Here is a 24329-nt window from a genome sequence, read left to right as displayed (position 1 = left end):
TCCAGTAAGCGTTAATACGCAGAATGAAGGCGGGGTTTTATCCCCGCCTGGTGCAATGTACACATCTTAGGTACGGTAGGTGTTGATATCTTCACTGAAGTGCTGGATAACAATCTTAAACTCAGTGATTTTTTCCATCATATCGTGCAGCTTCTCGTTGTACACATGCACCGAAGCACTCACTTCCTCACTTGCGGCCGAATTTTCTTCAGAAATGGCAGCAAGTGACTCAATCTTGCCATATACCTTGTTAAGACCAGTCATTTCCTGTTCAAGCTTGTTGATCATATCAACAATGTTTTCAGCGACTACATCAATATACCCAACATTGTCGGCACTGCCTTTCACAACAGCATTCAACTGACGGCTTTCGGAGGACAGAATGTCGAATTCCTCTTCGATCATCAGAACAACACTGCCGATGATCTCCATTAATACTTTTAGGTCGCTGGAAATGCTTTCAGAGTGGTGGTGGGACTGCTCTGCCAGCTTCCGGACTTCCTCGGCTACTACAGCAAAGCCACGGCCCTGCTCACCGGCCCGGGCGGCCTCGATCGCGGCGTTAAGTGCCAAGAGGTTGGTCTGCCCGGCAATGGCGGCTACCATCCCGGTAATCTCATTAATTTTCGTAGCCTGGGCCTGCAGGTGTTCAGCTGAACGCTTGACTTCGGAAAACTTATCAAGGCTGTGTTCCAGCTTGGCGGTGGAAGCCTGGACTTCAGCAAAGCCTTTATTAATTTCTTGTACTGCGGCCTCTAGCTGCTCCTTATTATGGCTTTGCTCAGTCACTACTGTACGCAGTGTTTCCAGATTGCCATTTAAGATGCCAACAGCACCTTCTGTTTCCATGGCCTGATTGGTAGCTGCCATAGCGACATCATGTACTACCCCTGATATTTCGTCTGAGGTGTCTTTCATGCGCCCGGCCAAGACATTAAAATCGTCGCCGTATTTATTCATCTCGTCTGTAATGCCTTTAAACCCAATAAACTCGCTCTTAACCCGGGTTTTATACTGGGACAGCATCTGCATAATCTCTTCAAACTCATCATTTGACTCTAGCTTGGCCTCAGTAAAGTATTTACGTTCCTGAATACCAGCTATTTCCTCGCGGATAGCCGCAAACGGCCTAAGGAGTACTGCGGCCCCACCGGCTGCCACTGCTCCGCTTAACAGCGCCGTCCAGAGCGGCACAGACACACCTACTGCCGCCAGCAGCCCGTCGACCAGAAGTGAAACAGCAGCAACAGCCATACCGATTTTAGCCGGAATACTTTTAACAATGCCAAAAGAAAGCAGTTTGTTAAGCCGGTACACAGTGGTATGGGTGATAGGCTTAGGGAAGGTAATTGCCATCTTAATATGCTCTGCAGAAGACTCAATGATCTCGGTCTTGATGTCTTCTTTGAAATAATCAGCAGCACCAGCCAAAAGCCCCTTCATATAGCCAAACATACCGCGTTTAGAACGATAACTCAAGATAGCGCCATATTCAGATACCGGCTCAATTAAGAGCTCTGGCGGCTTGGCCCCTGGTATCCGTTTTACCATCACAACATGCACGTCATACATGGATCTTAGGAAAGAATACAGACTTTCCTGACGGAAGAAAGCAGGGTATATCTGCGCGAAGGTCAACACATTGTCTTTGCCGATATTAAGCCAAATTTCGTCCTGGCTTTTACCTGTACGCTGAGCTAAAAAAGCCACAAACGCCTTAGGCTTGGTATCTTCTACTTCCTCGGTTGGCAAAAACATTTTATCGCTCTGCCAGCCAACATGCTGCATTGCGTCAATGGTCAAGGCTTCCCCCCACACCTTGTGGGACGTATTGACCCAAGTGCCGACAACAGTTCCTTTCATGGTATCCACTCCGCATCTTCAAAAATTACTATCTATTAACGAGAAGCATTCTTCAATATTAATACTCTGTATTCTCGACTTGGGTCAAAATTCCTCTATTGTTTACAAAGTTTGCGCTTTTTTACTCTTGATTTTTAAACCAAACTGCTGTTTTTTAAAATCATCAATCAGCGAATACACAACAGGGACAACAACCAGCGTCAATATGGTCGAGGTAACCAGACCGCCAATGATGGCATGAGCCATCGGGGCGCGGGCTTCGGCCCCTGGTCCAATGCCTACAGCCAGCGGCAGCATACCGAAAATCATAGCGGCGGTAGTCATCATGATTGGCCTCATCCTGATAACAGCGGCGTCTACCAGCGCGGTATCGCGGTCAGCCCCTTCACCCTGTCGCTGTTTAGCAAAGTCAATCAGGAGAATGGCATTTTTGGTAACAAGCCCCATAAGCATAACAATCCCAATCATTGACATAATGCTTAGGTCGCTTCTCATAACCAATAATCCTAAGATAGCGCCGATAATAGCCAGCGGCAGTGATAGCATGATGGCAAACGGATCCATGTAGCTCTCAAACTGGGCCGCCAGCACAAAGAAGATAAAGGCAACCGCCAAAAAGAGTGCCATTACCATGCTGGTAAACGTCTCACCCATACGTTCCGATTCGCCAACAGCCCCGGCAGTATAGCCTGGTGGCAGTTCTATTTTCTTGATTTCAGCAAAAAAAGCTTTATTGAATTCTCCCAGTGAAGTTCCTTCAAGGTTGGCCGTCAAGCGGATTTCCCGTTGGCGGTCATACCGGTTAATTTGGCTGGGACTTGTAGCATAGACAGTCTCTGTCACCTGGGATAACGGCACCATGACTGTTTTGTCATTCTTATCTTTATATTTACTTGACAGGAAAATGCCTGACAGGTCATCCAGGGTGGCGCGATTGTCCTCTTTTAGCCTAACTTGAACATCATAGCGGTCATCACCGTCTTTATACTGGCTGACAGTCAAGCCATTAAACATGGTTCTAAGCGTATCGGCAATATTCCCGGTAGAAACGCCAAGGTCGGCCGCCCGGTCGCGTTTGACATCAATCTGCAGGTCAGGTTTGCCTGGCTTATAGGTTGAAACAACGTCCACAGCACCTTTGGTGTTTTCCATAATCTTTTGGGCCTCTTCGGCAATACCATCAAGAACATCAAGCGACTCCCCGCGAATAACCAGCGCAACTGGTTTTTCCTCCTTGAGGCCGGCTTTCTGCAAAATACTTACTTTGACCCCTGGGATGGCGTTTAGTTTAGCGCGAACATCTGTGAGAATGGCACTCATGCCCCGCTTGCGATCGCGTTTGTCTGTCAGTTTAACAAACATATCAATTGTATCAACATCTGCTGAGCTATACACCAAGACCACTTCCGGCAGCGTCTTCAGCTCAGCGGCCATGCGGTCAGCCAGTGTTCCGCTGCCAGCTACACTGGTACCGGGCTCAACATCGGCCTTAATCATAAATTCACCATTATCGGTACGCCCGACAAAGCTTGATCCTAAGAGCGGTGTAATCGCCAAGCTGCCGATAAACAGGGCCACAGCAGCCGCCACTACCTTCCAGCGATGCCCTAAAGCCATTTTGAGAAAACCACCATAGGAGCCAGTCACACGGTCAAAACGCGTATTCCACCACATGAGTGCCCGCCCCAGCAGGTTTTGCTGCTGACCATGAGCTACCTCAAGGTAATTGGCAGCCAGCATAGGCGTTAATGTAAAGGCAATAAACAGTGACACCAGGACAGCAAATGCCACCGTGATGCCAAATTGCTTAAAGAACTGACCGACAATGCCTGTCATCATGCCTACTGGTACAAATACGGCGACAAGCGTGAGCGTGGTGGCTGTAACCGCCAGGCCAATCTCCGACGTCCCCTCAAGCGCTGCCTGGTATTTGCTTTTTCCCATTTCCATGTGGCGCACAATATTTTCAATAACAACAATAGCATCATCTATCAAGAGCCCTACGGCCAGTGACAGTGCCAATAACGACATTGTATTAATACTAAAGCCTAACAGCTTCATGGTAAAAAAAGTCGCGATAATTGAAGCAGGTATGGCAATGGCGGAAATAACGGTACTGCGCCAGTTGCCCAGGAACACAAATACGATGACAACAGCTAAGGCACCACCAAGCACCAGGTTAAATAGTACATCACCGACAGATTCTTTAACCGTAACTGAGGTGTCTCTCACAATGGTTAGTTCAACCCCAGGCGGCATATCTTTCCTTAGTGCCCCAACCGCCTTGGTAATATCATTGGCTACTTTAACGGTATTGGTTCCCGACTGTTTCATGACATCAAGGCCAACAGCCGGTTTGCCGTTAACCTTGGTAATCTCGACAGGTTCTTCAGTAACATCCTTCACTGTAGCGACATGGCCGACATACAGCTGGATGCCTTCCCGACGGGCCAGCGGGGCGTTAAGAAATTCGGCAGGAGTGGGCAGGTTGCCCATTGTCCGCATACTGATTTCCCGTTCGCCTTTAGTTAGCTTGCCGCCTGGAACCTCTAGATTTTCGGCCTTCAGGCTCTCAACAATTTCAGGAATAGTGAGGCCATAAGCTGCCAGCTTATCTTTCTCCAGATCAATATGTATCTGGCGCTCTAATTTGCCTGTGACTTCAATAGAGCCTACGCCATTAATGGTTTCCAGCCGACGTTTGATGACATCGTCAACAAGGTTAGTCATTTCCCTAATGCTCATATTGCCGGTGACTGCGACAGAAACAATGGGTGACTCGGCTGGATCAAAACGCATGATGACCGGCTCATCAGCATCCTGGGGCAGGTCGCCTCTGATACGGCCAAGTTTGTCACGCACATCCTGAGCCGCCGTGGCTGCTAATGTCTCCAGCGTAAATTCAATAGTAGTGATCGAGACACCTTCACGGGCTGACGACGTGATATGTTTAACCCCAGACACCGAGCTGATGGCTTCTTCCACCTTTTGCGTTATCTTACTATCCACTTGCTCAGGACTGGCACCCTTGTACTCTACCTTTACCGTAACAAATGGGAACTCCAAATCCGGCCATTCGTCAATATTTAAAGACAGGTAGCTGACTAGCCCCAGCGTTATTAAGGCCAGAATGGTTACCGTGGCAAAGACCGGCCGTTTCAAACTGACGCTTGTAAGAATCATGGCTTACCTACCTGGACAGCATCGCCGTCTTTAAGCTTATTTACATTACTAGTAATAACCTCGGCCTTTGCCTCTAAGTCTGTTTTGATTTCAACAAAATCGCCAAGCACGGCGCCAACCTCAACCTGACGGCGGATGGCTTTGCCGTTTTCCAGGACATAGACCTGATAGATACCCTGCTTCTGGAAGATAGCGGCCTGCGGCACAGCCAGCACAAGCGCCGGCTTACCAGTAACAATGCTTACCTTAACAAACATGCCTGGTTTCAAAAGAGCCTGGCTATTGTCAATCTTTATCTTTGTCTTGTACATACGGTTGGCTACGACGGCCGCCGGGTTAATAATCTGAATTTTTCCGGCAAACACTTTGTCTGGATAGGCGTCAACCGTTATTTCCGCCGCCATGCCTTGCCCAATAGCACCCAAGTCTTTTTGCTCAACATTAACTACAGCATATACCTGACCAATGTTTTCAACCGACATAAGCGGCGCACCAGCTCCTACCACTTGGCCAATTACCGCCGTCTTATTGGCGACAACCCCACTCACAGGAGCCGTAACTAGTGCATAGGCATACTGCTGCCCGGCTGTACTAAGCGCGGCCTCAGCACTCGACAAATCTGCCTGAGCTACTTTAAGCTTTGTTTCTATACCGTCAAGCACCTGCTTGGAGATGGCATTTTGCGCATAGAGCGTTTGGTAACGCTTATAGTCTGTTTCCACATTTTCATAGTTGGCAGACGCACGGCGGACAGCATCACTGCCAGTACGAACGTTGTTACTGAGTTCAACACTTTCGAGCCTGATAAGCGGTTGACCGGCAGTTACCGGCTGACCGTCCTCTACCAAAATTTGTTCAATGCGTCCGGCAATCTTGGCACTAATGACTGCCGAGGTTTCTCCCTCTACCGAACCGGTTAAGCTTAGTTTAGGAATTTTACTTACCATTTGCGCGCTCTCTGCGGTTACGCTCGTGGCCTGCGCAGCCAGTACCTGCTTCTGGGGATTCCCCCACGTCAAGAGACCGGTCTTAGCCGCGGCCGTCACAGTGACAGCCAATAAAATGGGTATAGCCCAATACTTAATGTTAAACCCTTTCACACCTATTCCCTCCCTGCGAGCAGCTTTAAACGCCCGCCTGTGTTATATTTTCGTTTTCTTGGCAGGCTGCCGGTCCGGTCAGCACCCCGAATTGAAAAATATCATTAAGCGCCTTAAGCGCATCGCCAAAGGTTAAATTATTCTCATCTAAAAACCGGTAATCTAATAACTCAGCACATGTACTTAACAACATTTTCGCAGCCACTTTTGTATTGATGGAGCGGATATGACCTGAAGCGATTCCTGCCTCCAACATGCGGCCAATATCAGTTACCCGCGCCTGGCGAAAACGGTTAATACGCTCCCACTCCTGCGGCCGGTATCGTTTAATATCGTCCAAAACCCAGTAGTTAATTTTCCCAAACAACTTAGGCTCTACCGTGATGATTGCCGTAAGTTTGCTGACAAAGTCGCATTGGCGTTCCATTGCCTGGAGCTTTTGCGCATCAATATCAGCAAGCGCCGCATCAATAATACTTGTTATAATCGCATCTTTGGACGGATAATATTGATACACTGTTTTTTTGCTGATGCCGAGACGGGCTGCTACACTGTCGATGGTGAATTTTACGCCCCGTTCGTTCATTTCCTGGGCTGCTGCAAATAAAATTTGTTTCTTCAAAAGCACCGTCTCGCTTTCATCTTATGTAAATCCCACGGAAACTAAACTAGTTTCCATAGTTTCCATCTCTATGGTACCAGAATTATCTGGGATGATCAACCACTATTTGTGAGACAAAGGACCAACCTGGCGAACGACTGGGGCAAACAATCCACCGCCTGGGGTTCGAGGATTTTGCCGCAGGTATTGGGGCAGACTAACACCACCACGCAAGCGGGAGGTGATAGTTTGTCAAGCAAAGAAGATTGCCCTGTCTATAGCTTTTGGAATGGCAAAAACCTAAAAGGCGGCAACCAATATTTTGACTACCGTGGCAGCGGCGAAGGCTGCAGCCAATGCGAATTCAAATGTGTAGAGGGTACAGAAACCGTCTGTGCTGATGAGCTTTAAGCAATTAAAAATCCGCGCAAGCTATGCGCGGATTTTTATTTTGAGGCTATGACCGGCCCCCAAGCAGCGAGGTGGTAATAATCACGGGCTCAAGCGGCTGAAAACGGGTGTTTTCTAGTGACTGCAAGTCCTTGGTTAACTTGACAAGTTCCTCCTTGAGTACTGTCTTTGTATAACCAAATTCATCAAGCCTGTGTACAGCAGCATCAAGTTCATTAATTTTATCTACATATTCCTGGTGCATTCGTACAATCTCCAGGCCTGTTTTACTACTCTTCATATATATCACCATTTACATTATATTAATTCATTTTATTTATTATGTCCCAATTATCGGCTGCTAATCATACAGAAGGAAAAAAAGAGCCTTTCGGCTCTATACTCTGGCGGCAGAGGCTTTGGCAGTAACCGCTAGCTCTTTAGCAAATACTTCTTTAAAAGATTTACCGTACTGTGACTTCTTTCTGTCGCCATCCGTGGCACCATGACGGTCACGGTTAGTAAGGTCTACCCTTTGAATAGGCTCTATTCTTGTCACCATCTTAACCGCCCTCCTTGGCATGATGATAATTACATTTCATCTATTTTATCGTATTATTCCGCCTATTTATTAAGTGTTGTGAGCTTTTTATTGGTTTTTCATCCATTTCTTACTTCGAGTTGCTTTTTTTCACCTTGGTTACACTATCGAATGAGGAGGTGGTAAATATGTTCTATAAAAAGAAACGCAACACGATGTTAGGCATGGATATGGACATGAATATGGATATGACCTCGATGCTTAAAGCATTAGCGGTCGGTGCCGTTATTTACCAGGCTGCCAAGTTCATGATTCACGAAATGACTGACTAGTTAACGCCTCCCTAATCTCAGGACAAGGAGGTGACATTATGGCTAAAAAACAAGAACGCTGCGATAAGGGCTGCAAAAGCGGTAAAGCGAGTGTAGAGTTTGGTAAAGAAATATGCCCCAATGCAAAAAATGAAAAAAAAGACGAAAAATCATGCAAGTAATGATACAGGGTGGAAAATTCCACCCTTTTTATTTGTTTAATATTTTTTTAAAATATTTCCATCTTTAGTGGTATACTTATCCAAAAATGGGAATACTAGAATTGGAGGTGAGTGGAATTGGGATTTAAAGATCTACCAGGCGGATCAAGCGCCAAAAAAAGCCAGTCCGCCGCTGACAACACCACATCGAAGAAGTCTGCAACTTCTAACGATGTTTTCCAAAAACAGGAAGCCCTTACTAACACCAAACCATCCCATTAGTCCCCCCTTATAATAACAGTGCGGCGCAGGCCGTGCTGTTATTTTTTTCCTAAAAAACCAGGACTTATGGCCCCTATTTACTACTGTGCTCCTAATGTACAATAAGAGCATACCCTTCGGAGAGGAGCTTCCCTAATGATTAAACAAACCGTTCTCTCAGCAGCTATGCTACTGGTACTTGGTATGCCTGCTATTCACCCCAGTCTGGCGCAGGCATCTGTGTCAGCAACCAGCGTCTCGGCTTCCATATCTGATGATGGTTTCAGCCTGTCAGCCCATACCATTAGATTTGCTGAAACGCTGTCAACCAGCTACAATATTTCTGTTACTGCTCAAGATGTTCTCCGGCTTAAGGTTGACTACAATCTAGGCTACCGAGAAATCGGCATGATTTACACAACAGCTACAGTGACAAGCAAGCCGGCTGATAAAATCATCCAGCTCCGCGAGCAAAAAATGGGCTGGGGCGAAATCGCCAAGCTATATGGGGTTAAAGTCGCCGACCTCAAACAACGCAATTACACGGTTATTGAAAAATCCAGGATCGTCGTCAGCGAGGAACCAGAAGACTATGATTACATAAAAGTGTCCGATCAAGGTAAAGAGAATAAACACCCAGGCCAAGGTAAAGGGCATGATAAAGGGCACGGCCACAAATAACCCAAAATTAGCAAAAAATCCCTGCAGCAAATAACTGCAGGGATTTTTTCATTGAAAGCAAACGTTTTGGAGAAACTATAGCTAACCTTTAAAATGAGGAGGGATTGAATGAAAAAACTTATTCCAGGAATGTTTTCCAGCGTGACAGATGCCGAGTTGATTCTCGCTACCAGCGGTTATGATGATGAGGCACCCGAAAACGTAACAGATAAGTTTAGCGACAATGGCGGTGACAATAGCTTGCCCCGTGCCGAGATCAACTCCTCTATTGTCTCCAAAGCCACTGCCAATGAGGCCTCTTATCGTGCTGCCATGGAGGAAGGACTCGACGATTCCTTAAGATAGCAAAGCAAAAAATCCCTGCAGGCCTTCTTAGACCTGCGGGGATTTTTGTGTTAGGAGCAGGTTTTTCCGAGAAGTAAGCTCATGGTAGATGGCAATGATGTCAGGACTAAGTTTGTCCAGTTCACCGGCTTCAAGATGCGATAGCTTATACCGTTCTTCCATCATTTTGAGTAATTCACTCAGCCGCTTTATGTCATCATCGGCCATTTCCAGCTGCTCGCGATACCAATTCATGCCGCACATATTCTGGCCTCCCTTCGCTTAGTACTTCGCGGATAAGCCAGCATAATCCTCTACGCCGGAATCCCTTCAGTAGCAGCGGCCGCCTCACGTTCGGCAATACAGCGATGAAAAATCCGGTCACGGCAACGCAAGCAACCCTCTGTGTCAGTATGCTTGAGAGCATAGGAAATGGCATGTTCGGTATGAGGAAAAAAGTGATTACGGCCAATGGTCTCATACAGGCCTGTCATGTGCAGGGTTTTTTCCGGTTGTTCATTAAGACCAGAAATCAGCACCATCACCCCGCGTTTTTGCAAACTGTTCACAATGGTACGCAGATGGTCCTCGCCGGTTAAGTCCATAAAAGGCACCTTGCTTAGACGCAGGATAACGACTTTGGGGTTATATTGAATGGTATCAATAATGCTCTGGGAAAACATCTGCGCCGCGCCGAAAAAGAGCGGACCTTCAATACTAAAAATGCTTATCTGGGAGCAATCATGGCTATCCAACCGATCCTGCGCCCCAACCCTGGCCAGATGGTTCTCCGGGTCTGGCAGTACCTTGGTTACCACCAGGATATCACTCATCCGTTTAACAAAAATCACCATGGCCAATAGCAGTCCAACCTCGACAGCCACTGTCAGGTTGGCCAGCACGGTAAGCAGAAAGGTAACAACAAGCACACCGGCGCTGTTTGACCGGGTTTTCAAAATAGCAATAAAGGCGTGATGTTCACTCATATTATAAGCAACAATCATTAGTACCGGCGCCATGCTGGCAAGTGGAATGGCGCCTGCATAGGGAGCTAATACGATGAGTGTCGCCAGCACAAATAGGGCTGATAGTACGACCGAATAGCGAGTAACCGCCCCGCTCTTAATATTGGTAGCAGTCCGGGCAATAGCACCGGTGGCTGGAATACCGCCAAACAGTGGTGTTACGATATTGGCAATCCCCTGCCCGATAAGCTCCCGGTTGCTATTATGGCGTGTTCCGGTCATGCCATCGGCTACTACAGCCGAAAGCAGCGACTCAATGGCACCAAGCATCGCGATGGTAAAGGCCGGACGAGCTAACTGCTGCAGTTTTTCCAGGGTAATCACAGGCAGTGAAAACTGCGGCAAACTGTCAGGTATGCCACCAAAAGCGGTAGAAATCGTAGTCACCTGGCCTGGATAAGCGAGCGCGGCAAGCGCCGTTGAGGCAAGCAAACCAACAAGCGAACCAGGCACCCTTGGAAAAAAGCGGGGCGTTACAAGAATAATCGCCAGACAAAGGGCAGCTGTCAAGATACTATACAAATTAACTGTATCAAGATGAAGGAGTATCTCCCGCATGCTATCAATAAAGCCTTCATGCCGTGCTAAACCAACTAAACCAAGAAAGTTAGCGATTTGCCCGGTGAAAATATTTACGGCAATACCTGCTGTAAACCCGATTGTGACTGGGCGCGGAATGAACTTGATCAATGTTCCCATTTTCAAGAGACCCATAACGACCAGGATTATACCTGCCATCAGGCCGGCAATAAGCAGGTTCTCGTACCCATAGGTCAACACAATGGAAAGCAAAATGGGGATAAAGGCACCAGTTGGCCCTGTAACCTGATACCGGCTCCCACCAAATAGTGAGGCCAAGACGGAAGCAATAATTGTCGTGTAAATTCCATATTCAGGCTTAACCCCCGAAGCAATGGCAAAAGCCATGGCTAGCGGCAGCGAGATGACCCCGACAGTAAGCCCTGACATTAGATCTTTTTGAAAGCGACTGGAATAACAATAGCGTTTAAGTGGTACTTTTAGAGGACGTAACATAGAACATTCCTTTCTGCAAAAATAAACATGAAATTAATTATAAACCTTTATCTTGGTTATGTACATTTCGCTGACCGGCATATAGCCGCATTGAAGGGGAATAACCAACGTTTCAGGTTGTTAGCCTTTATTAGGCCACTCAATCTCCCTAATAAGCAAAAAAGCTCAACTCCTTCCTAAACCGGAGTTAAGCCTTGCGCCCATATACCTTAATGAGCTGACAAAATGGTAACCAAATCAGGTTTAACCAGCAGAATTCCTCCATTTACAGGTATTTGCAACTCGCCTTCCTCATGCCGTATCCTTACCGGCCTGGCATCAAGCAGGGCAACCAGGGGAGCGTGCCCTGGCAGAATACCCATTTCACCGGTTGTAGCCCTGACAATGACCATAGAGACCTGTCCCTCATAGACTCTATGATCAGGGTTCATTACCTCCAAGCGCAGCGTCTTACTCACTGCCCTTCCCCCTCATTGCTTCAGCCTTTTCTACAACCTCGTTAATGGTTCCGGCCATATAAAAAGCGCTCTCAGGCAAATCATCATACTTACCGCTTAAGATTTCTTTAAACCCGCGAACGGTTTCAGTTAGCGGCACATATTTACCAGCTGTTCCGGTAAACGCCTCGGCCACAAAAAACGGCTGACTCAAGAAACGCTGTACCTTTCTGGCACGGGCGACAACAATCTTATCTTCTTCAGATAACTCTTCCATACCAAGAATGGCAATTATATCCTGGAGTTCCTTATAGCGCTGCAGAATTTCCTGTACAGACCGAGCGACATTGTAGTGCTCATCGCCAATAATAAATGGGTCAAGTATCCGGGAGGTAGAGTCAAGCGGATCTACAGCCGGATAAATCCCTAGCTCGGCAATCTGCCTGGACAATACAGTCGTCGCATCAAGGTGGGCAAACGTAGCAGCCGGTGCCGGGTCGGTCAAGTCATCAGCCGGCACATATACTGCCTGCACCGAGGTTACAGAGCCTTTTTTCGTAGAGGTAATCCGCTCTTGGAGTGCACCTACATCAGTGCCCAAGGTGGGCTGGTATCCTACCGCAGACGGCATACGCCCAAGCAGCGCCGAAACTTCGGAACCAGCCTGGATGAAACGGAATATATTATCGATAAATAACAGCACATCCTGCCCTGCCACGTCGCGGAAATACTCGGCCATCGTCAGGCCAGTCAAACCTACCCGCATTCTTGCACCAGGCGGTTCATTCATTTGACCATAAACTAACGCTGTTTTATTGATAACTCCTGACTCCATCATTTCACGCCAAAGCTCATTTCCCTCACGGGTACGCTCACCTACGCCTGCGAAGACGGAAAAGCCCCCGTGCTCTGTAGCGATGTTGCGAATTAATTCCATAATTAAAACAGTCTTCCCGACCCCAGCACCACCGAATAGTCCAATCTTTCCGCCGCGTGCGTAGGGGGCTATCAGGTCAACCACTTTAATACCTGTTTCCAGTATTTCTGTGGCAGTTTCCTGTTCGACAAACTCGGGAGCCGGACGGTGGATTGGCCAGTATTCGCTTGCCTCTACCACCGCTGGGTTATTATCTACAGTTTCCCCCAACACATTAAAGATTCGTCCCAAAGTACCTGTTCCTACCGGCACACGGATTGGTGCTCCCGTGTCTTCAGCAATCATACCACGCACCAATCCATCAGTAGATGACATCGCTACAGAGCGAACAACATTATCACCCAAGTGCTGCATGACCTCTACTGTCAGATTGATGTCATTACCAGCGGCTTTTCCAGTAATTTTTACCGCATTATTGACAGACGGCAACTGATCCTGCGGAAACTCGATGTCCACAACAGGCCCAATTACTTGCTTAACCTGCCCGTTAGCCATAGTCTCCCCCCTTTCACCGCAACGCTTCCGCGCCACCGACAATCTCGGATATTTCCCGTGTGATGTTGGCCTGGCGGACTTTGTTATACTCAAGTACCAGTTGACTGATAAGGTCCTGGGCGTTGTCTGTGGCCAAGCTCATGGCGTTCAAGCGTGACGCAACTTCACTTGCCGCTGAATTAACAAGCCCCCTGTAGACTGATGCCTCAATCCACTTTTGCACGACTTCATCAAGCACACTGGTTAAAGATGGCTCATATATTTGAGCTGCTACCCTGCTGAGCGCAGATGCTGGATCCCCTAGATCTACAGGCAGGATTGGATCGACCACCACCTGCTGGATTGCCGGAGAGCAAAACTTGGTATAAACCAAGTACACCTTGTCATATATCCCCGAAACGTACATCTCAATTATTGTTTTTGCGATATCAACTGCATATTGATAGGACGGTTTTTCTGAAATACCGATATATGCTTTGTCAACTGCTACTTTGCGGCGCAGGAAGTAATCTCTTACCTTCCTGCCAACAACAACCAAACCTACGCTATTGCTCCCGGCAATATGCCTTTGCACCGCTTTGACCAGATTGCTGTTATAGGACCCAGCCAGTCCCTTATCTGCACCAATGACAATATACCCCGATCGGCTGGTCTCCCGCTCTACAAATAAGGTACTTGTGATATCTTCGCCACTTCTCAAGATATCGCGCATAGCCGACACTAAAGCGCTATGATAAGGTACACTGTCTTTGACCCGTTCCTGCGCCTTGCGCAGTCGGACAGCGGCAACCATTTTCATTGCCTGTGTAATTTTTTGGATGTTCTTTACACCCTTAATGCGGCGTCGTAAATCCAGTGCGTTAGGCATGGCGTCACCTCGCCATAAATGAATCTTTAAACTGTCTGATGGTCTTTTTCAGTAGCTCATCCACTGTGGCCTCGATACATTTTTTTTCTTTGATACCGCCGCTAATCGCCGGATATGCACGTATGTATTGCAGAAATTCTTGCTCAAACTTGCTAATAAGGTGAATAGGTACGTCATCCAAGTGCCCGTTAACACCTAAATAAACGGCAAGTACCTGTTCTTCGATAGGCACAGGCTTATACTGTGGTTGTTTGAGTAGCTCAGTCATTCGTTTGCCTCTTTCCAAAAGGTCTCTGGTCCCTTTATCCAGATCAGATCCAAACTGGGCAAAAGCGGCTAACTCTCGATACTGAGCCAAATCCAGACGCAGCCGGCCTGCTACTTGCTTGGTAGCCTTTACCTGGGCCGAACCGCCGACCCGTGATACTGACAGGCCTACATTAATTGCCGGGCGAGTGCCTGAGTAAAACAACTCACTTTCCAGGATAATCTGACCATCGGTAATCGATATAACATTTGTCGGGATATAGGCAGCTACGTCACCGGCCAAGGTTTCAATGACTGGCAGTGCGGTAAGTGACCCGCCGCCTAACTCAGACGATAATTTGGCAGCCCGCTCAAGCAGGCGGGAATGCAGATAAAAAACGTCGCCAGGATAAGCCTCACGTCCAGGTGGACGCCTGAGCAGCAGGGACATAGCCCGATAAGCTGCCGCATGTTTGGATAGATCATCATAAACGCATAAAACATGACGCCCCTGATACATAAAATGCTCACCCATAGCTACGCCAGTATATGGCGCCATGTACTGCAGCGGAGCGCTATCTGAGGCTGTGGCCACAACGACGATCGTATGCTCCATGGCCCCGTGGTCTTCCAGCGTCTTTACCACCCGGGCAACAGTCGAGGCCTTTTGACCAATAGCGACATAAATACAGATTACATCTTCACCCTTTTGGTTTAGGATGGTGTCAATCGCAATGGCCGTTTTGCCTGTACCTCTATCCCCGATAATCAGCTCCCGCTGCCCCCTGCCGATTGGCACCATACAATCAATGGCTTTAATCCCTGTCTGTAATGGCTCTTTGACCGGCTGACGGTCAGCAATGCCAGGAGCTCTCCACTCTATTGGCCTTGATCCGGCAGCATTTATCGGCCCCTTCCCATCAATGGGACGCCCTAATGCATCAACAACTCTCCCGATGAGAGCCTCCCCCACCGGTACCTCCATAATCCTGTCAGTCCGGCGCACTGTGCAGCCTTCATGAACCTTAACCTCATCCCCCAGTAGTACTGCACCAACATTATCCTCTTCCAGATTTAATGCCATTCCAAAAACTCCGTCACCGAAGTCCAGGAGTTCCCCAGCCATAGCCTTGTCCAAGCCATGCAACCGTGCAATACCGTCACCAACCTCAATAACGATACCGATTTCATCCACATTACTTTGAACTTGGTATTGCTGTATCTGCTCTTGAATAATTGCACTTATCTCTTCAGGCCGTATTTTCACAGTGAGTTAGTCACCTCACTTTCCACCAACTATTTGTTGTAACATGTGGTCTTTCATGGTTCCCAGTCTGGCTGCCACACTGTTGTCAATACGCTTGTCGCCAATTTGAATAATTAAGCCTCCGATAATCCGGTGATCTACACGCTCGTGCAGCTCAATGGCTTTCCCTGTCATGTTAGCAAGCTGTGCTGCCAGTTCATTCTTATCCTGAGCTTCGAGTAGAGTGGCAGTTACCACCTCGACATCCAATATATTGCTTGCCTGCCTCACCAGAATTCTATAGGCCTTAATAATCTCAGACAATACATCGGTACGCCTCTTATCAGCCAGGTGACACAAGAAGTTTTGCACAAAACCTGATACATCTGTTCCAAACACGCGCACTATCGTCTCTTTCTTAACAGCAGTTGACACCCCAGGATTACTCAAAAAAGCCTGTGTTTCGGTTTTGGCAAATACTTGCTCTACCAACGCTAACTCTGCCTCGGTCTCCTGGAGACTTTGGAGTGCATCAGCAAGCCGGAATAACGCCTGGGCATATCTTCTTGCTAAGCGTACCTTCATGCTAGCTCACCATACTTTTCCTTGGTAAAATCCTTGATAAACTTTCGCACCAGGCGAGTGTTGGCTTCGACATCCAGATTTTTTTCTATAATTTTTTCTGCCGCCGCTACAGCCAGAACAGCTACTTCGGCACGTAGTCTATTCATAGCTTGTTGGTAGTCGCGTTCTATTTGGTCCTGTGCCTGTTTCACTAAACGCGCATTTTCTTCCCTGGCGTTCTGCAGGATGGCTTCTTTGGATTTTTCGCCAAGTATAATTGCCTCATCGACAATTGACCTGGCTTGAATACGGGCCTCTAAGATCTGTTGCTCGCTTTCTTGTTTCATTGTGCCGGCCAATACCCGATCCCGCTCAGCCTCTTCCAGACTTTTTTCTATATAAGCCCGCCGTTCGGATAGCGCAGTCAGGATTGGTCGATAAGCAATCTTAGTTAAAAGAGCAAGTAATATAAGAAAGTTAATAATCTGTGCCACTAACGTAGCATTAATGTCGATCAAGTACAGCCCTCCTTTCGGTATGTGGAGCAGGCGTCTGGTAGAGATTAACTGCCAGGCGCCTCTTCATCTTTATTTTAAAAAAGGATTGCTAAATACCAGCACAATGGCTATAACTGCTGCAATGATCGGAATAGACTCAATCAGACCAACTGAAATGAGCATGGTAACCATAATTGAGTTCTTTGCCTCCGGTTGGCGGGCAATACTCTCAATCGCCTTAGCTGTGACTTGCCCATCACCTGTCGCTGCGCCAAAAGCGGCCAAACCAACAACCACGGCGGCGGCAATAACCGAAGCAGCTATGATAATCGCCTGTTCCACTGTCACCCCTCCTTTTCCTCATGATGATGTACTTCCAGGGAATTGCTCAAATAGGACATTGAAAGCATTGTAAATATCAGTGCTTGAATGAGACCGACAAATACGCTGAATGCAAGCCATAATGTCGGTGCGACATAAGGCACCAAGATACCGAGAATAACAATGAGAATCTCTCCTGCCAGAATGTTGCCAAATAGTCGAAACGATAGCGTAACTGGTTTTGCTAATTCCTCAATAATATTAATTGGCAAGAACAACACATTAGGTTCAATAAAGTGTTTAAAATGAGCTAATAATCCTTTTGTCTTAACACCATAGCCATGAACAATGATGACAATCATTAAGGCCAGTCCTAGCGTTGTATTGATATCATTAGTTGGCGAAGTAAAACCAGGTATCAAACCTAACCAATTGGCTATCAGCAAGAAAAGAAACAGTGTAATAATAAGCGGAGCAACCTTTCGCCCGTTAGGCCCTATAGTCGAATCAATCTGGGCTAATAATCCTTCAATGATAATCTCGACAAAATTCTGCCATCCACCAGGAACAAGAGCCCAGCTTTTCCGGAGCAAGAGCGCACTTACGACCAGAAATGCCATTGTCAGCCAAGTCATGTATAGCGTATCAAGATTAAACGTCACCCCTGCCAGCACCGCTAACTTATGTCCACCTATCTCGGCTCCGCCGTGGCCCATGGATTTTCACACCTCCTTGCATCAAATCTTTTTTGCATCTTCAACTTGCTTGGCAACCAATAGCATCCCGTTTATAAACAGGAACACCGGCATAGTAAAGAATCCCACGACAAACGCCAAAACGTTTACCTTAAAAACATGACTGATAACTACCAGTACCAGGACCATAGCACCTAGTCGAATAATCGAGCCCCCGCGAATGTGCTCAACTGCTTGCTGCTTTGATAACACTTTGACATTTTCAATCTGGCGATAAAGATAGAGAAAGTAAATCGATCCGGTTACTAACCCAATAAGCAATCCGGTCGTGACCTGTACTGTGTAGTAAAAGTAGGCAATTGGGCAGAATACAACTCCAAACATGGCAATTTGCGCCAACATGTTCCTAACCTTAAATTCATAGTTTTTCATACATGCGGCCTTAGCCATCCCACCTTTTGTTTCTTTCGTAGATGAATGACCCAGAAATCAGCGCGCCACTTTCTTAATTCATATATATGCCTAGTTGTCATATGTATGACTGCTTTTTTTTTAAGCCAGGCCTACCAGCTGACAATATGTTAATAAAATGCATCCAGAGAATTTTCAACAAGGTATTAAGAGCAAGCTTGCAGGATTTTGTATACATATACAGAACTTGTGAAATAGGTGTATTCCCCGATCGAAACTCAAAATCGAACAGCACCATCGGTGGTCACTACAGGGTTATTGCTTTAATAACAGGAGGGGTTATTATGTTCGCACTTAACTTTATATCGCCGCATAATGAGAAATTGCTGATTGCTCGTCAAAAAAGCGCTACCATTCGTTTAGGGGATATCCAGGATACGTATCCTGAAAATTCAATTGTCTGGATTACCTTTGGCAGTAAATACGGCCCGAAAAGAAAACTGTATAAAGCAATTGTCGACAAGACAATGACAAAAAGATTCTGTGACTTAACTACCAAGGAATTGGTTCATCAAAATCCGGATATTACAACTGTAGACGACCTCATTCGTTTATTTGAATCAATATACGAGAAACAAATCCATATAGATGATACCGTTACAGTGATTCATTTTTCCGAACTGATAGAAGAGTAGCCGAAATCTCAGTAACAAATTTTGAATTAATCGAATAGTGATAGGGAAACACTTTACATGTGGAGGTGATTATATGGGGAAAATTTCTGATAAAAGCAGTTATAAAAATATGAAAACCGCAACCAAGAGCTCACAGTTCTTCATAGCCAAACAAGCGGCAAAAGCTGCACGAGCGAAACAACAACAGGGTGCTACCCAAAGTACCAAGCAGGTAACAACCGATCCAGTCGGTGAATAATTGAAAATACGTTTAAAAGACCCCGCAAAATTCAAATTGCGGGGTCTTTCGTCCTGTAAGAAAGTATAACTTTCCAATTAGTACTTACATAATAAAAGCCGTCCATCCCGAAGGACAGACGGCCACATCTATTTGTTTTCAATCTTTAAGCTTCGCCACAGGGCGTCTAGCAGTTTTTGCTTAGTGAATGGTTTTAGAACATATCCATCAACACCAAAACCCATCGCTACTGTTACCGAATGGGTATCACGATTGGAACTGCATATAATAATTTTGGACTTGGGTGACAGTATTTTAATATCCTTCAAGGCTTCCAGACCATCTTTCCTGGGCATAACAACATCGAGCGTAATCACTTCATACCTGGTATCCGGCGGTAGTTTTTTAATCCTGCTTATTGCCTCAAATCCGTCTGCAGCTTCGTCAATCTTGTCCACACCGATCTCACGCAAATAAGACATAATCAACTCCCGGCTGATTTTGGAATCGTCAACTACTAACACGCGCACTGTTACCACCTCTTTATACAATACACTCTGTATAACATAGAATGTGCCTTCAAATGCTTCACTATATTTGCAGTAAAAAAACCGGGCTTGCAGGAAACCTACAAACCCGGCATTCTTGGAGCCGATAGCAGGATTCGAACCTGTGACCCACGCTTTACGAAAGCGTTGCTCTACCAGCTGAGCTATACCGGCAATTTTGACAATTCAATTGTACCTTCTGATAATTTAAAAGTCAAGATTTACGAAGGTTCCTTTGCGGCCAGCTCATTTCTCCAATTTGATTAGTGATCGTCTCTAGGCGGGTTACGTCGCTAAATAAGTCAGTAACAATATTGCCGTCAAGCTTACGATTATCGACCATTCCCCGCATAATCTTTTCAACCTCTTGCAGTGTAAGCGATTGACGGTAAGGCCTGTTTTCAGTTAAGGCAACGAAAACATCAGCAACACTGACTATTCTAGATCCTAAGCGTAACGATCCCCCAGGTATACGGAAGGGATAGCCGGACCCATCCAGCGTTTCATGATGATAAGCCGCCCATTCGGCTACCGGGGAAAACCCGTCAATCTGCTCAAGAATCCGGTAGGTATAATAGGGGTGCTGCTTTATTGTCGAAAACTCTCGTTCTGTAAGCTTTTCGGGCTTTTCCAGGATATCATTAGGTATAGCTAGTTTGCCTAAGTCATGAAATAAGCCAGCAATTCTCATCAACTTTACTTCTTCCATGCTGTACCCTTTGGCCTGTGCCAAAAATGCCGATACTGTGGCAACACTCCGGGAGTGCGTGCCAGTGAAACTGCTTGTCCGGTCAATGATGGTAGCAAAAACTTCGGCAATGCTAACAACATCGTCAATGTTAAACACCATACGACCATAGGAATCAATCTGTCTAAAGAAATTTTGATAGTAATGATGATTGGTCAAATCCAGCCAAAAACTGTCCTGACGGGCAAACTCATGCAATGCCTTGACCAAATCGGGATCAAAATAGCTGCCACTCAGCTCCCTTATGGCTGACAAAATATCAGGGCGCTGTTCAAAAATGTAAACTTTATCCCTAAGCAGTATTTCCAAACGGTCTGCCAAGTTGATTATCCGGCTGGTTATAGGAATATCCTTGCCAGCAAGTCCGTGCGGATTAGAGCCATCCCAATCATCATGATGATGCCGAATGGTTTCAGCCAGCATCCCAAACTGTGATGAATCTCTTAAGAGTTCGTAGCCGACTTCAGCATGGTGATAGATATCATTGCCCACTTTAAAATTATGTAGTTTCTTTTTTTCCGACCAATCGGACACAGCGCCAATGTCATGCAGCAATGCCGCATAGACCAGTATCTGGCGCTGTCCGTCATCCAACCCAACGTGCTCAGCAATCCGGTTGGCAATAAGTGCTGTCCGCCAATGATGCTGAGATAAGCCGTCTGTCGACAACTCTAACGCAATAGATAAGGCGCTCACCAAATTACTCGGGTGAATTTTAAATAACATGTTCCCGCTCCCGGTATAAAAAAAATTATCCGCGACAACAACCTGCACATCCATATTGCCGCGGATGATATACCTTAATTCATTCTATCATGTATATACTTTTTACTTTATACCGAATAGACTAAGCAGTCAATACCCCGCTAAGCAGCTCTTACAAATTCCGCCAAAATATTTTTTTCTAGATATGCGCACGTCTATCAGACAACTCCGCTTGCTTAGCTGAGTTAAACCGGTCTTCAGTACTAAGATAACCAGTTATCCGGCGCACCCGCTTGATGGGCGAACGTTCAACCGCTTTAACAACGATCTCCTCACCCTCTATTGTCAACTGTACTTCAGCAAGTTCTTTGCCCTTCCGCTTCCACAACTGGAGCTCTTCGTCAACGATAGCCCTTATTTCTTCTTCTGTAATACCTGATTCAGCAACAACTTTGACATCTCTGATAATCATATGTATTCCTCCATTTCTTGCATAATTTAATGATAGTCATTATTCAATAATAGTCAATAGGCATTTTATCCTATTATGCTATTTCCAAATTCCATCAACCAGACACTTTCCCACTTTTTCTAGCTCTGGAGGACTTGCCCAGAGATACACATAAGCGGAAACTTTTTCACCATTTATCAGGGACACGTCACGAATAACTCGATCATATAGGTTTTTCCTGCAATTCGGACCATAGTAGTCTTCCAGTCTGTCAAGTACAGCAAGCGCCAATTCAATGTCAGTCAGTTCAAAAATCTCACCAATAACCTGTCCATCACCGTCAATCGCGGCTGGATAACCGACTGGCAAATCATAGATAAGTCCTTTTAACTCTGCACTTGTAGCACTTTTTAAAAAAGGTTTTACAATATCATGATTACAGAAATTCCGTTTTAAGGTTCCATATACGAAGATTCGATTCAGCATATGTATTTGTTCCCTTTCTTAATATACTAACTGTGTGACATAGTAAAGGCAGTGAGATTGTCTCTGGTTAAAAATGAATTATACCCCGAAAATGCTACCGCCTGCAACTACTTGGCAAAACATATAAAACAAAAACCCATAACTTGCTATTGCGCAAGTTATGGGTTTTTCCTCTATGATTTGAAGCATCCTGCTAAATTCTTTACTCTCTTTAAAATTTATCGATAGCTGCTTGCAGTTCTTTTGCTATCGCTGCAAGATGGTTGCTTTCCGATGAGATTCGCTCCATCGATTCAGTTACTGCCCCCGCTGTGGCGGCTATTTCCTGACCTGCTGCTGCGTTTTGTTGGGCAATTGCCGATAGATTAGAGAAAACATCTATGATCCTCTTTTTCCCTTCATTCAATTTTATGCCCGAATTGTTCAGAATAGCGATAATCTCTTCTGTTCTTGCAATAGCCTTGGCAATTTCGTCGAATTTTTCTCCGGTAAGATTGACGCTCTCCTCCTGTTCATGGGCTATTCGTGCGCTTATGTTCATTATTTCCACGGCATTTTGCGAATTCTGTTGTAATTCCTGTACTACTCCATTAATTTCCTGAGTGGAAGCACTAGACTGTTCGGCAAGTTTTCGAATTTCCTCCGCAACCACGGCAAACCCCCGTCCGGCTTCACCGGCCCGCGCTGCTTCAATCGCAGCATTTAAGGCTAACAAATTAGTCTGTGATGCAATGGCCTGAATAACTTGACTGGCCGAATTAATTTTTCCAGCACTGGCATTGGTTTTTTCAATGCCGTCCTTTATCTTATTGGCAAAGCTTTCCCGCTCTTCGGTGCGATTGATTAATTCCCGCACGGCGGCACTACCTTCATCTCGCATTTTTTCCACGACCTGAGTCGCATCATTCAATTGCTGCAACATGTTTTGATCCTGCCCAATTATTTCACCAAGCTGATGGATCATGCCTGCTCCCTGCTCAGTGCTTGCTGCCTGCTCACCCGTGCTTTTGGCAAGTTCCTCAATGGTTATTGCTAACGCACCAGCAGCAGTAAACGACTTGTGGGCAGTATTCTTAAGACCGTCTGAGGTTTGTGAAACCTGTTCGGATGTTTGCAGTAAGCGATTTAATATCTCCTTTTGATTATTGCTGGTCGCTTTTATCGCTTGACCAAGTATACCGAACACACCGTTATAGGAAGAAATACTTTGTTCAATTTTTTCTACGGAAAGGTGAGCAAACCTATTTTTATAGAGAACAACTTCACCGTAGATCTCCTTAACATCTTTTAACTCAATATCGATCCCCACCATGCCAAGAAATCGGCTTCCGGAAAGTACCGGAACGGCAATCGTTGTCATTAGAACATTGAGACCGTTTACTTCAAAGTTGTATGGTTTAAGAATCGAATCCTTTTTTTGGCTGCGAGGTATAGTATAATAATCTTCACTTTCCAGTGCGCTGAGAGGCTCAAGGCCGATTGTTCCGTCATTTTTGTGATAATAGTAGGGAATAAAGCGGCCGCTGCCATCATGCCCTTCCGCATTTTTATAGCGCTCGTCCATACCGTCAACTGCATTCGGTTCAAATAAAACGGATATTCCGATAAACTCTGGATTGTCGAGCAATACCTTTTTGTGCATTGCCATAAATTCTTTGCGATCAACCCGCCCTGACTGTATGGCACTTTCCATCTTGCCTGCAAAAGCACGGCCAACTGTAAGCGCCTTTTCCATCACAAGATAATCACCCAGGACGCCTCGCTTTAGGTATTCGAGCGTCATTTCAGCTGTGCGGCGGAAACTGGCTGACTCATAAAGTGATAAACTCAGTAAAATCGTCGCTAAAGCTCCAGCAATAAAAGTCCCTATAAGCGAACTGCTACAAAATGCTATTATGGCAAGTAACGCAAGCCAACTAGTTATTACGAGAGCATTTTGTCTAATGAATAAAAACATTCTAACTCCTCCTTTGTTTCTTCAAATTTGCGTATTTTTGCCGACTAAGAATCACGGACGTTCCTATTGCGAGTCAATTCTACAATTTCAGTATCCAAGATATATATGTATTCCCATAAAAATACAAAAATCCTGCTGGAATTACTAGACATTGCTGAATTTTCTTATTATTTCGCATGCATTCATTCCTACTACCAAATGAATATTCTTCGCCATTACTAATAATAATTTTCTCCCTAAATAAATCCTAAACGTACAAAAACTCGCTACTTGTCCACATCAGACAAATAGCGAGTTTGATTATTGTATGAAACAAAGTCTCCGTCCCT

At 45.9% G+C, this 24329-nt stretch carries 29 protein-coding genes and 1 tRNA gene; 7 read left to right on the top strand and 23 right to left on the bottom strand.

Translation table 11 applies throughout. The features are described from left to right. Positions 1-66: 66 nt before the first annotated feature. The 4 genes from B9A22_RS20800 to B9A22_RS20785 form a co-directional block, all read right to left on the bottom strand. Complete coding sequence (locus B9A22_RS20800) at positions 67-1863, bottom strand: heme NO-binding domain-containing protein (RefSeq protein ID WP_084577869.1); 1797 nt, start codon at positions 1861-1863, stop codon at positions 67-69. 102 nt (positions 1864-1965) lie between these two features. Continuing rightward, on the bottom strand, positions 1966-5046 hold the full coding sequence (locus B9A22_RS20795; protein ID WP_084577868.1) for an efflux RND transporter permease subunit: 3081 nt from the start codon (positions 5044-5046) through the stop codon (positions 1966-1968). Then, positions 5043-6146 (bottom strand): efflux RND transporter periplasmic adaptor subunit, encoded by a 1104-nt coding sequence (locus tag B9A22_RS20790; protein ID WP_084577867.1) that lies wholly within the window; start codon positions 6144-6146, stop codon positions 5043-5045. Before B9A22_RS20790 ends, B9A22_RS20795 begins: the two co-directional genes overlap by 4 nt. A gap of 25 nt (positions 6147-6171) precedes the next feature. After that, on the bottom strand, positions 6172-6768 hold the full coding sequence (locus tag B9A22_RS20785) for a TetR/AcrR family transcriptional regulator (protein ID WP_084577866.1): 597 nt from the start codon (positions 6766-6768) through the stop codon (positions 6172-6174). A 108-nt stretch (positions 6769-6876) separates the two neighbouring features. Between B9A22_RS20785 and B9A22_RS25060 the strand changes: the two genes are divergently transcribed. Then, positions 6877-7158 carry a hypothetical protein gene (locus B9A22_RS25060; protein WP_139796333.1) on the top strand — a complete coding sequence of 94 codons (282 nt, stop codon included), beginning with the start codon at positions 6877-6879 and terminating at the stop codon, positions 7156-7158. 46 nt (positions 7159-7204) lie between these two features. Here the strand turns inward: B9A22_RS25060 and B9A22_RS20780 are convergent, their stop codons facing one another. Beyond that, positions 7205-7438, bottom strand: coding sequence for a hypothetical protein (locus B9A22_RS20780; RefSeq protein ID WP_139796332.1), 234 nt, complete (start codon positions 7436-7438; stop codon positions 7205-7207). Between the two features lie 96 nt (positions 7439-7534). Then, positions 7535-7699, bottom strand: coding sequence for a hypothetical protein (locus B9A22_RS25655; protein ID WP_176215633.1), 165 nt, complete (start codon positions 7697-7699; stop codon positions 7535-7537). 167 nt (positions 7700-7866) lie between these two features. Between B9A22_RS25655 and B9A22_RS25650 the strand changes: the two genes are divergently transcribed. The 4 genes from B9A22_RS25650 to B9A22_RS20770 all read left to right on the top strand — a co-directional run bounded on the left by B9A22_RS25650 (position 7867) and on the right by B9A22_RS20770 (position 9437). Continuing rightward, positions 7867-8010: a hypothetical protein gene (locus B9A22_RS25650; RefSeq protein WP_176215632.1), complete on the top strand. Its 144-nt coding sequence runs from the start codon at positions 7867-7869 to the stop codon at positions 8008-8010. Positions 8011-8048: 38 nt separating this feature from the next. Next, a complete protein-coding gene (locus tag B9A22_RS26425; protein ID WP_281252422.1) occupies positions 8049-8171 on the top strand; it encodes a hypothetical protein in 123 nt (40 codons plus the stop codon). A 396-nt stretch (positions 8172-8567) separates the two neighbouring features. Continuing rightward, positions 8568-9092, top strand: a complete 525-nt coding sequence (locus B9A22_RS20775) for a hypothetical protein (protein WP_084577864.1) — start codon at positions 8568-8570, stop codon at positions 9090-9092. 108 nt (positions 9093-9200) lie between these two features. Next, a complete protein-coding gene (locus B9A22_RS20770) occupies positions 9201-9437 on the top strand; it encodes a hypothetical protein (protein ID WP_084577863.1) in 237 nt (78 codons plus the stop codon). 27 nt (positions 9438-9464) lie between these two features. Here the strand turns inward: B9A22_RS20770 and B9A22_RS20765 are convergent, their stop codons facing one another. From B9A22_RS20765 to B9A22_RS20715, 11 genes are all read right to left on the bottom strand, one after another. Further along, positions 9465-9680, bottom strand: coding sequence for a hypothetical protein (locus B9A22_RS20765; RefSeq protein ID WP_084577862.1), 216 nt, complete (start codon positions 9678-9680; stop codon positions 9465-9467). 50 nt (positions 9681-9730) lie between these two features. Beyond that, the gene (locus B9A22_RS20760) at positions 9731-11476 is read right to left on the bottom strand and encodes a SulP family inorganic anion transporter (protein ID WP_084577861.1); all 1746 of its coding nucleotides are present in this window, start codon (positions 11474-11476) and stop codon (positions 9731-9733) included. Positions 11477-11685: 209 nt separating this feature from the next. Continuing rightward, the gene (gene atpC, locus B9A22_RS20755) at positions 11686-11934 is read right to left on the bottom strand and encodes an ATP synthase F1 subunit epsilon (RefSeq protein WP_084577860.1); all 249 of its coding nucleotides are present in this window, start codon (positions 11932-11934) and stop codon (positions 11686-11688) included. Further along, complete coding sequence (atpD, locus tag B9A22_RS20750; RefSeq protein ID WP_084577859.1) at positions 11927-13345, bottom strand: F0F1 ATP synthase subunit beta; 1419 nt, start codon at positions 13343-13345, stop codon at positions 11927-11929. Before atpD ends, atpC begins: the two co-directional genes overlap by 8 nt. A 13-nt stretch (positions 13346-13358) precedes the next feature. Continuing rightward, the gene (gene atpG, locus B9A22_RS20745; RefSeq protein WP_084577858.1) at positions 13359-14213 is read right to left on the bottom strand and encodes an ATP synthase F1 subunit gamma; all 855 of its coding nucleotides are present in this window, start codon (positions 14211-14213) and stop codon (positions 13359-13361) included. Positions 14214-14217: 4 nt separating this feature from the next. Further along, complete coding sequence (atpA, locus tag B9A22_RS20740) at positions 14218-15726, bottom strand: F0F1 ATP synthase subunit alpha (RefSeq protein WP_084577857.1); 1509 nt, start codon at positions 15724-15726, stop codon at positions 14218-14220. 15 nt (positions 15727-15741) lie between these two features. After that, on the bottom strand, positions 15742-16290 hold the full coding sequence (atpH, locus tag B9A22_RS20735; protein ID WP_084577856.1) for an ATP synthase F1 subunit delta: 549 nt from the start codon (positions 16288-16290) through the stop codon (positions 15742-15744). Then, positions 16287-16787 carry a F0F1 ATP synthase subunit B gene (gene atpF / locus B9A22_RS20730; protein ID WP_139796331.1) on the bottom strand — a complete coding sequence of 167 codons (501 nt, stop codon included), beginning with the start codon at positions 16785-16787 and terminating at the stop codon, positions 16287-16289. Before atpF ends, atpH begins: the two co-directional genes overlap by 4 nt. A 69-nt stretch (positions 16788-16856) precedes the next feature. After that, a complete protein-coding gene (gene atpE / locus B9A22_RS20725; protein WP_084577854.1) occupies positions 16857-17108 on the bottom strand; it encodes a F0F1 ATP synthase subunit C in 252 nt (83 codons plus the stop codon). 2 nt (positions 17109-17110) lie between these two features. Beyond that, on the bottom strand, positions 17111-17803 hold the full coding sequence (gene atpB, locus B9A22_RS20720) for a F0F1 ATP synthase subunit A (protein ID WP_084577853.1): 693 nt from the start codon (positions 17801-17803) through the stop codon (positions 17111-17113). 21 nt (positions 17804-17824) lie between these two features. Then, positions 17825-18214: an ATP synthase subunit I gene (locus tag B9A22_RS20715; protein ID WP_176215631.1), complete on the bottom strand. Its 390-nt coding sequence runs from the start codon at positions 18212-18214 to the stop codon at positions 17825-17827. A gap of 323 nt (positions 18215-18537) precedes the next feature. Between B9A22_RS20715 and B9A22_RS20710 the strand changes: the two genes are divergently transcribed. Both B9A22_RS20710 and B9A22_RS25645 read left to right on the top strand, forming a co-directional pair. Beyond that, positions 18538-18888, top strand: coding sequence for an ASCH domain-containing protein (locus B9A22_RS20710; RefSeq protein ID WP_084577851.1), 351 nt, complete (start codon positions 18538-18540; stop codon positions 18886-18888). Between the two features lie 73 nt (positions 18889-18961). Continuing rightward, positions 18962-19126 carry a hypothetical protein gene (locus B9A22_RS25645; protein WP_176215627.1) on the top strand — a complete coding sequence of 55 codons (165 nt, stop codon included), beginning with the start codon at positions 18962-18964 and terminating at the stop codon, positions 19124-19126. 128 nt (positions 19127-19254) lie between these two features. Here the strand turns inward: B9A22_RS25645 and B9A22_RS20705 are convergent, their stop codons facing one another. From B9A22_RS20705 to B9A22_RS20680, 6 genes are all read right to left on the bottom strand, one after another. Beyond that, on the bottom strand, positions 19255-19635 hold the full coding sequence (locus tag B9A22_RS20705; RefSeq protein ID WP_084577850.1) for a response regulator: 381 nt from the start codon (positions 19633-19635) through the stop codon (positions 19255-19257). 116 nt (positions 19636-19751) lie between these two features. After that, positions 19752-19827: transfer RNA gene (locus B9A22_RS20700), tRNA-Thr, on the bottom strand. A gap of 40 nt (positions 19828-19867) precedes the next feature. Then, positions 19868-21127 (bottom strand): HD domain-containing phosphohydrolase, encoded by a 1260-nt coding sequence (locus tag B9A22_RS20695; protein ID WP_084577849.1) that lies wholly within the window; start codon positions 21125-21127, stop codon positions 19868-19870. A gap of 178 nt (positions 21128-21305) precedes the next feature. Continuing rightward, positions 21306-21578 carry an anaerobic ribonucleoside-triphosphate reductase gene (gene nrdD, locus B9A22_RS20690; protein ID WP_084577848.1) on the bottom strand — a complete coding sequence of 91 codons (273 nt, stop codon included), beginning with the start codon at positions 21576-21578 and terminating at the stop codon, positions 21306-21308. A gap of 78 nt (positions 21579-21656) precedes the next feature. After that, positions 21657-22043, bottom strand: a complete 387-nt coding sequence (locus tag B9A22_RS20685; RefSeq protein WP_217806007.1) for a gamma-glutamylcyclotransferase family protein — start codon at positions 22041-22043, stop codon at positions 21657-21659. Positions 22044-22254: 211 nt separating this feature from the next. Continuing rightward, positions 22255-24000 (bottom strand): methyl-accepting chemotaxis protein, encoded by a 1746-nt coding sequence (locus B9A22_RS20680; protein WP_084577847.1) that lies wholly within the window; start codon positions 23998-24000, stop codon positions 22255-22257. Positions 24001-24329 lie beyond the last annotated feature (329 nt).

This window comes from Sporomusa malonica (genome assembly GCF_900176355.1).
Taxonomy (GTDB): domain Bacteria; phylum Bacillota; class Negativicutes; order Sporomusales; family Sporomusaceae; genus Sporomusa; species Sporomusa malonica.
The sequence above is the reverse complement of the archived record's forward strand: the minus strand, read 5'-3'. Positions and strand labels throughout refer to the sequence as shown.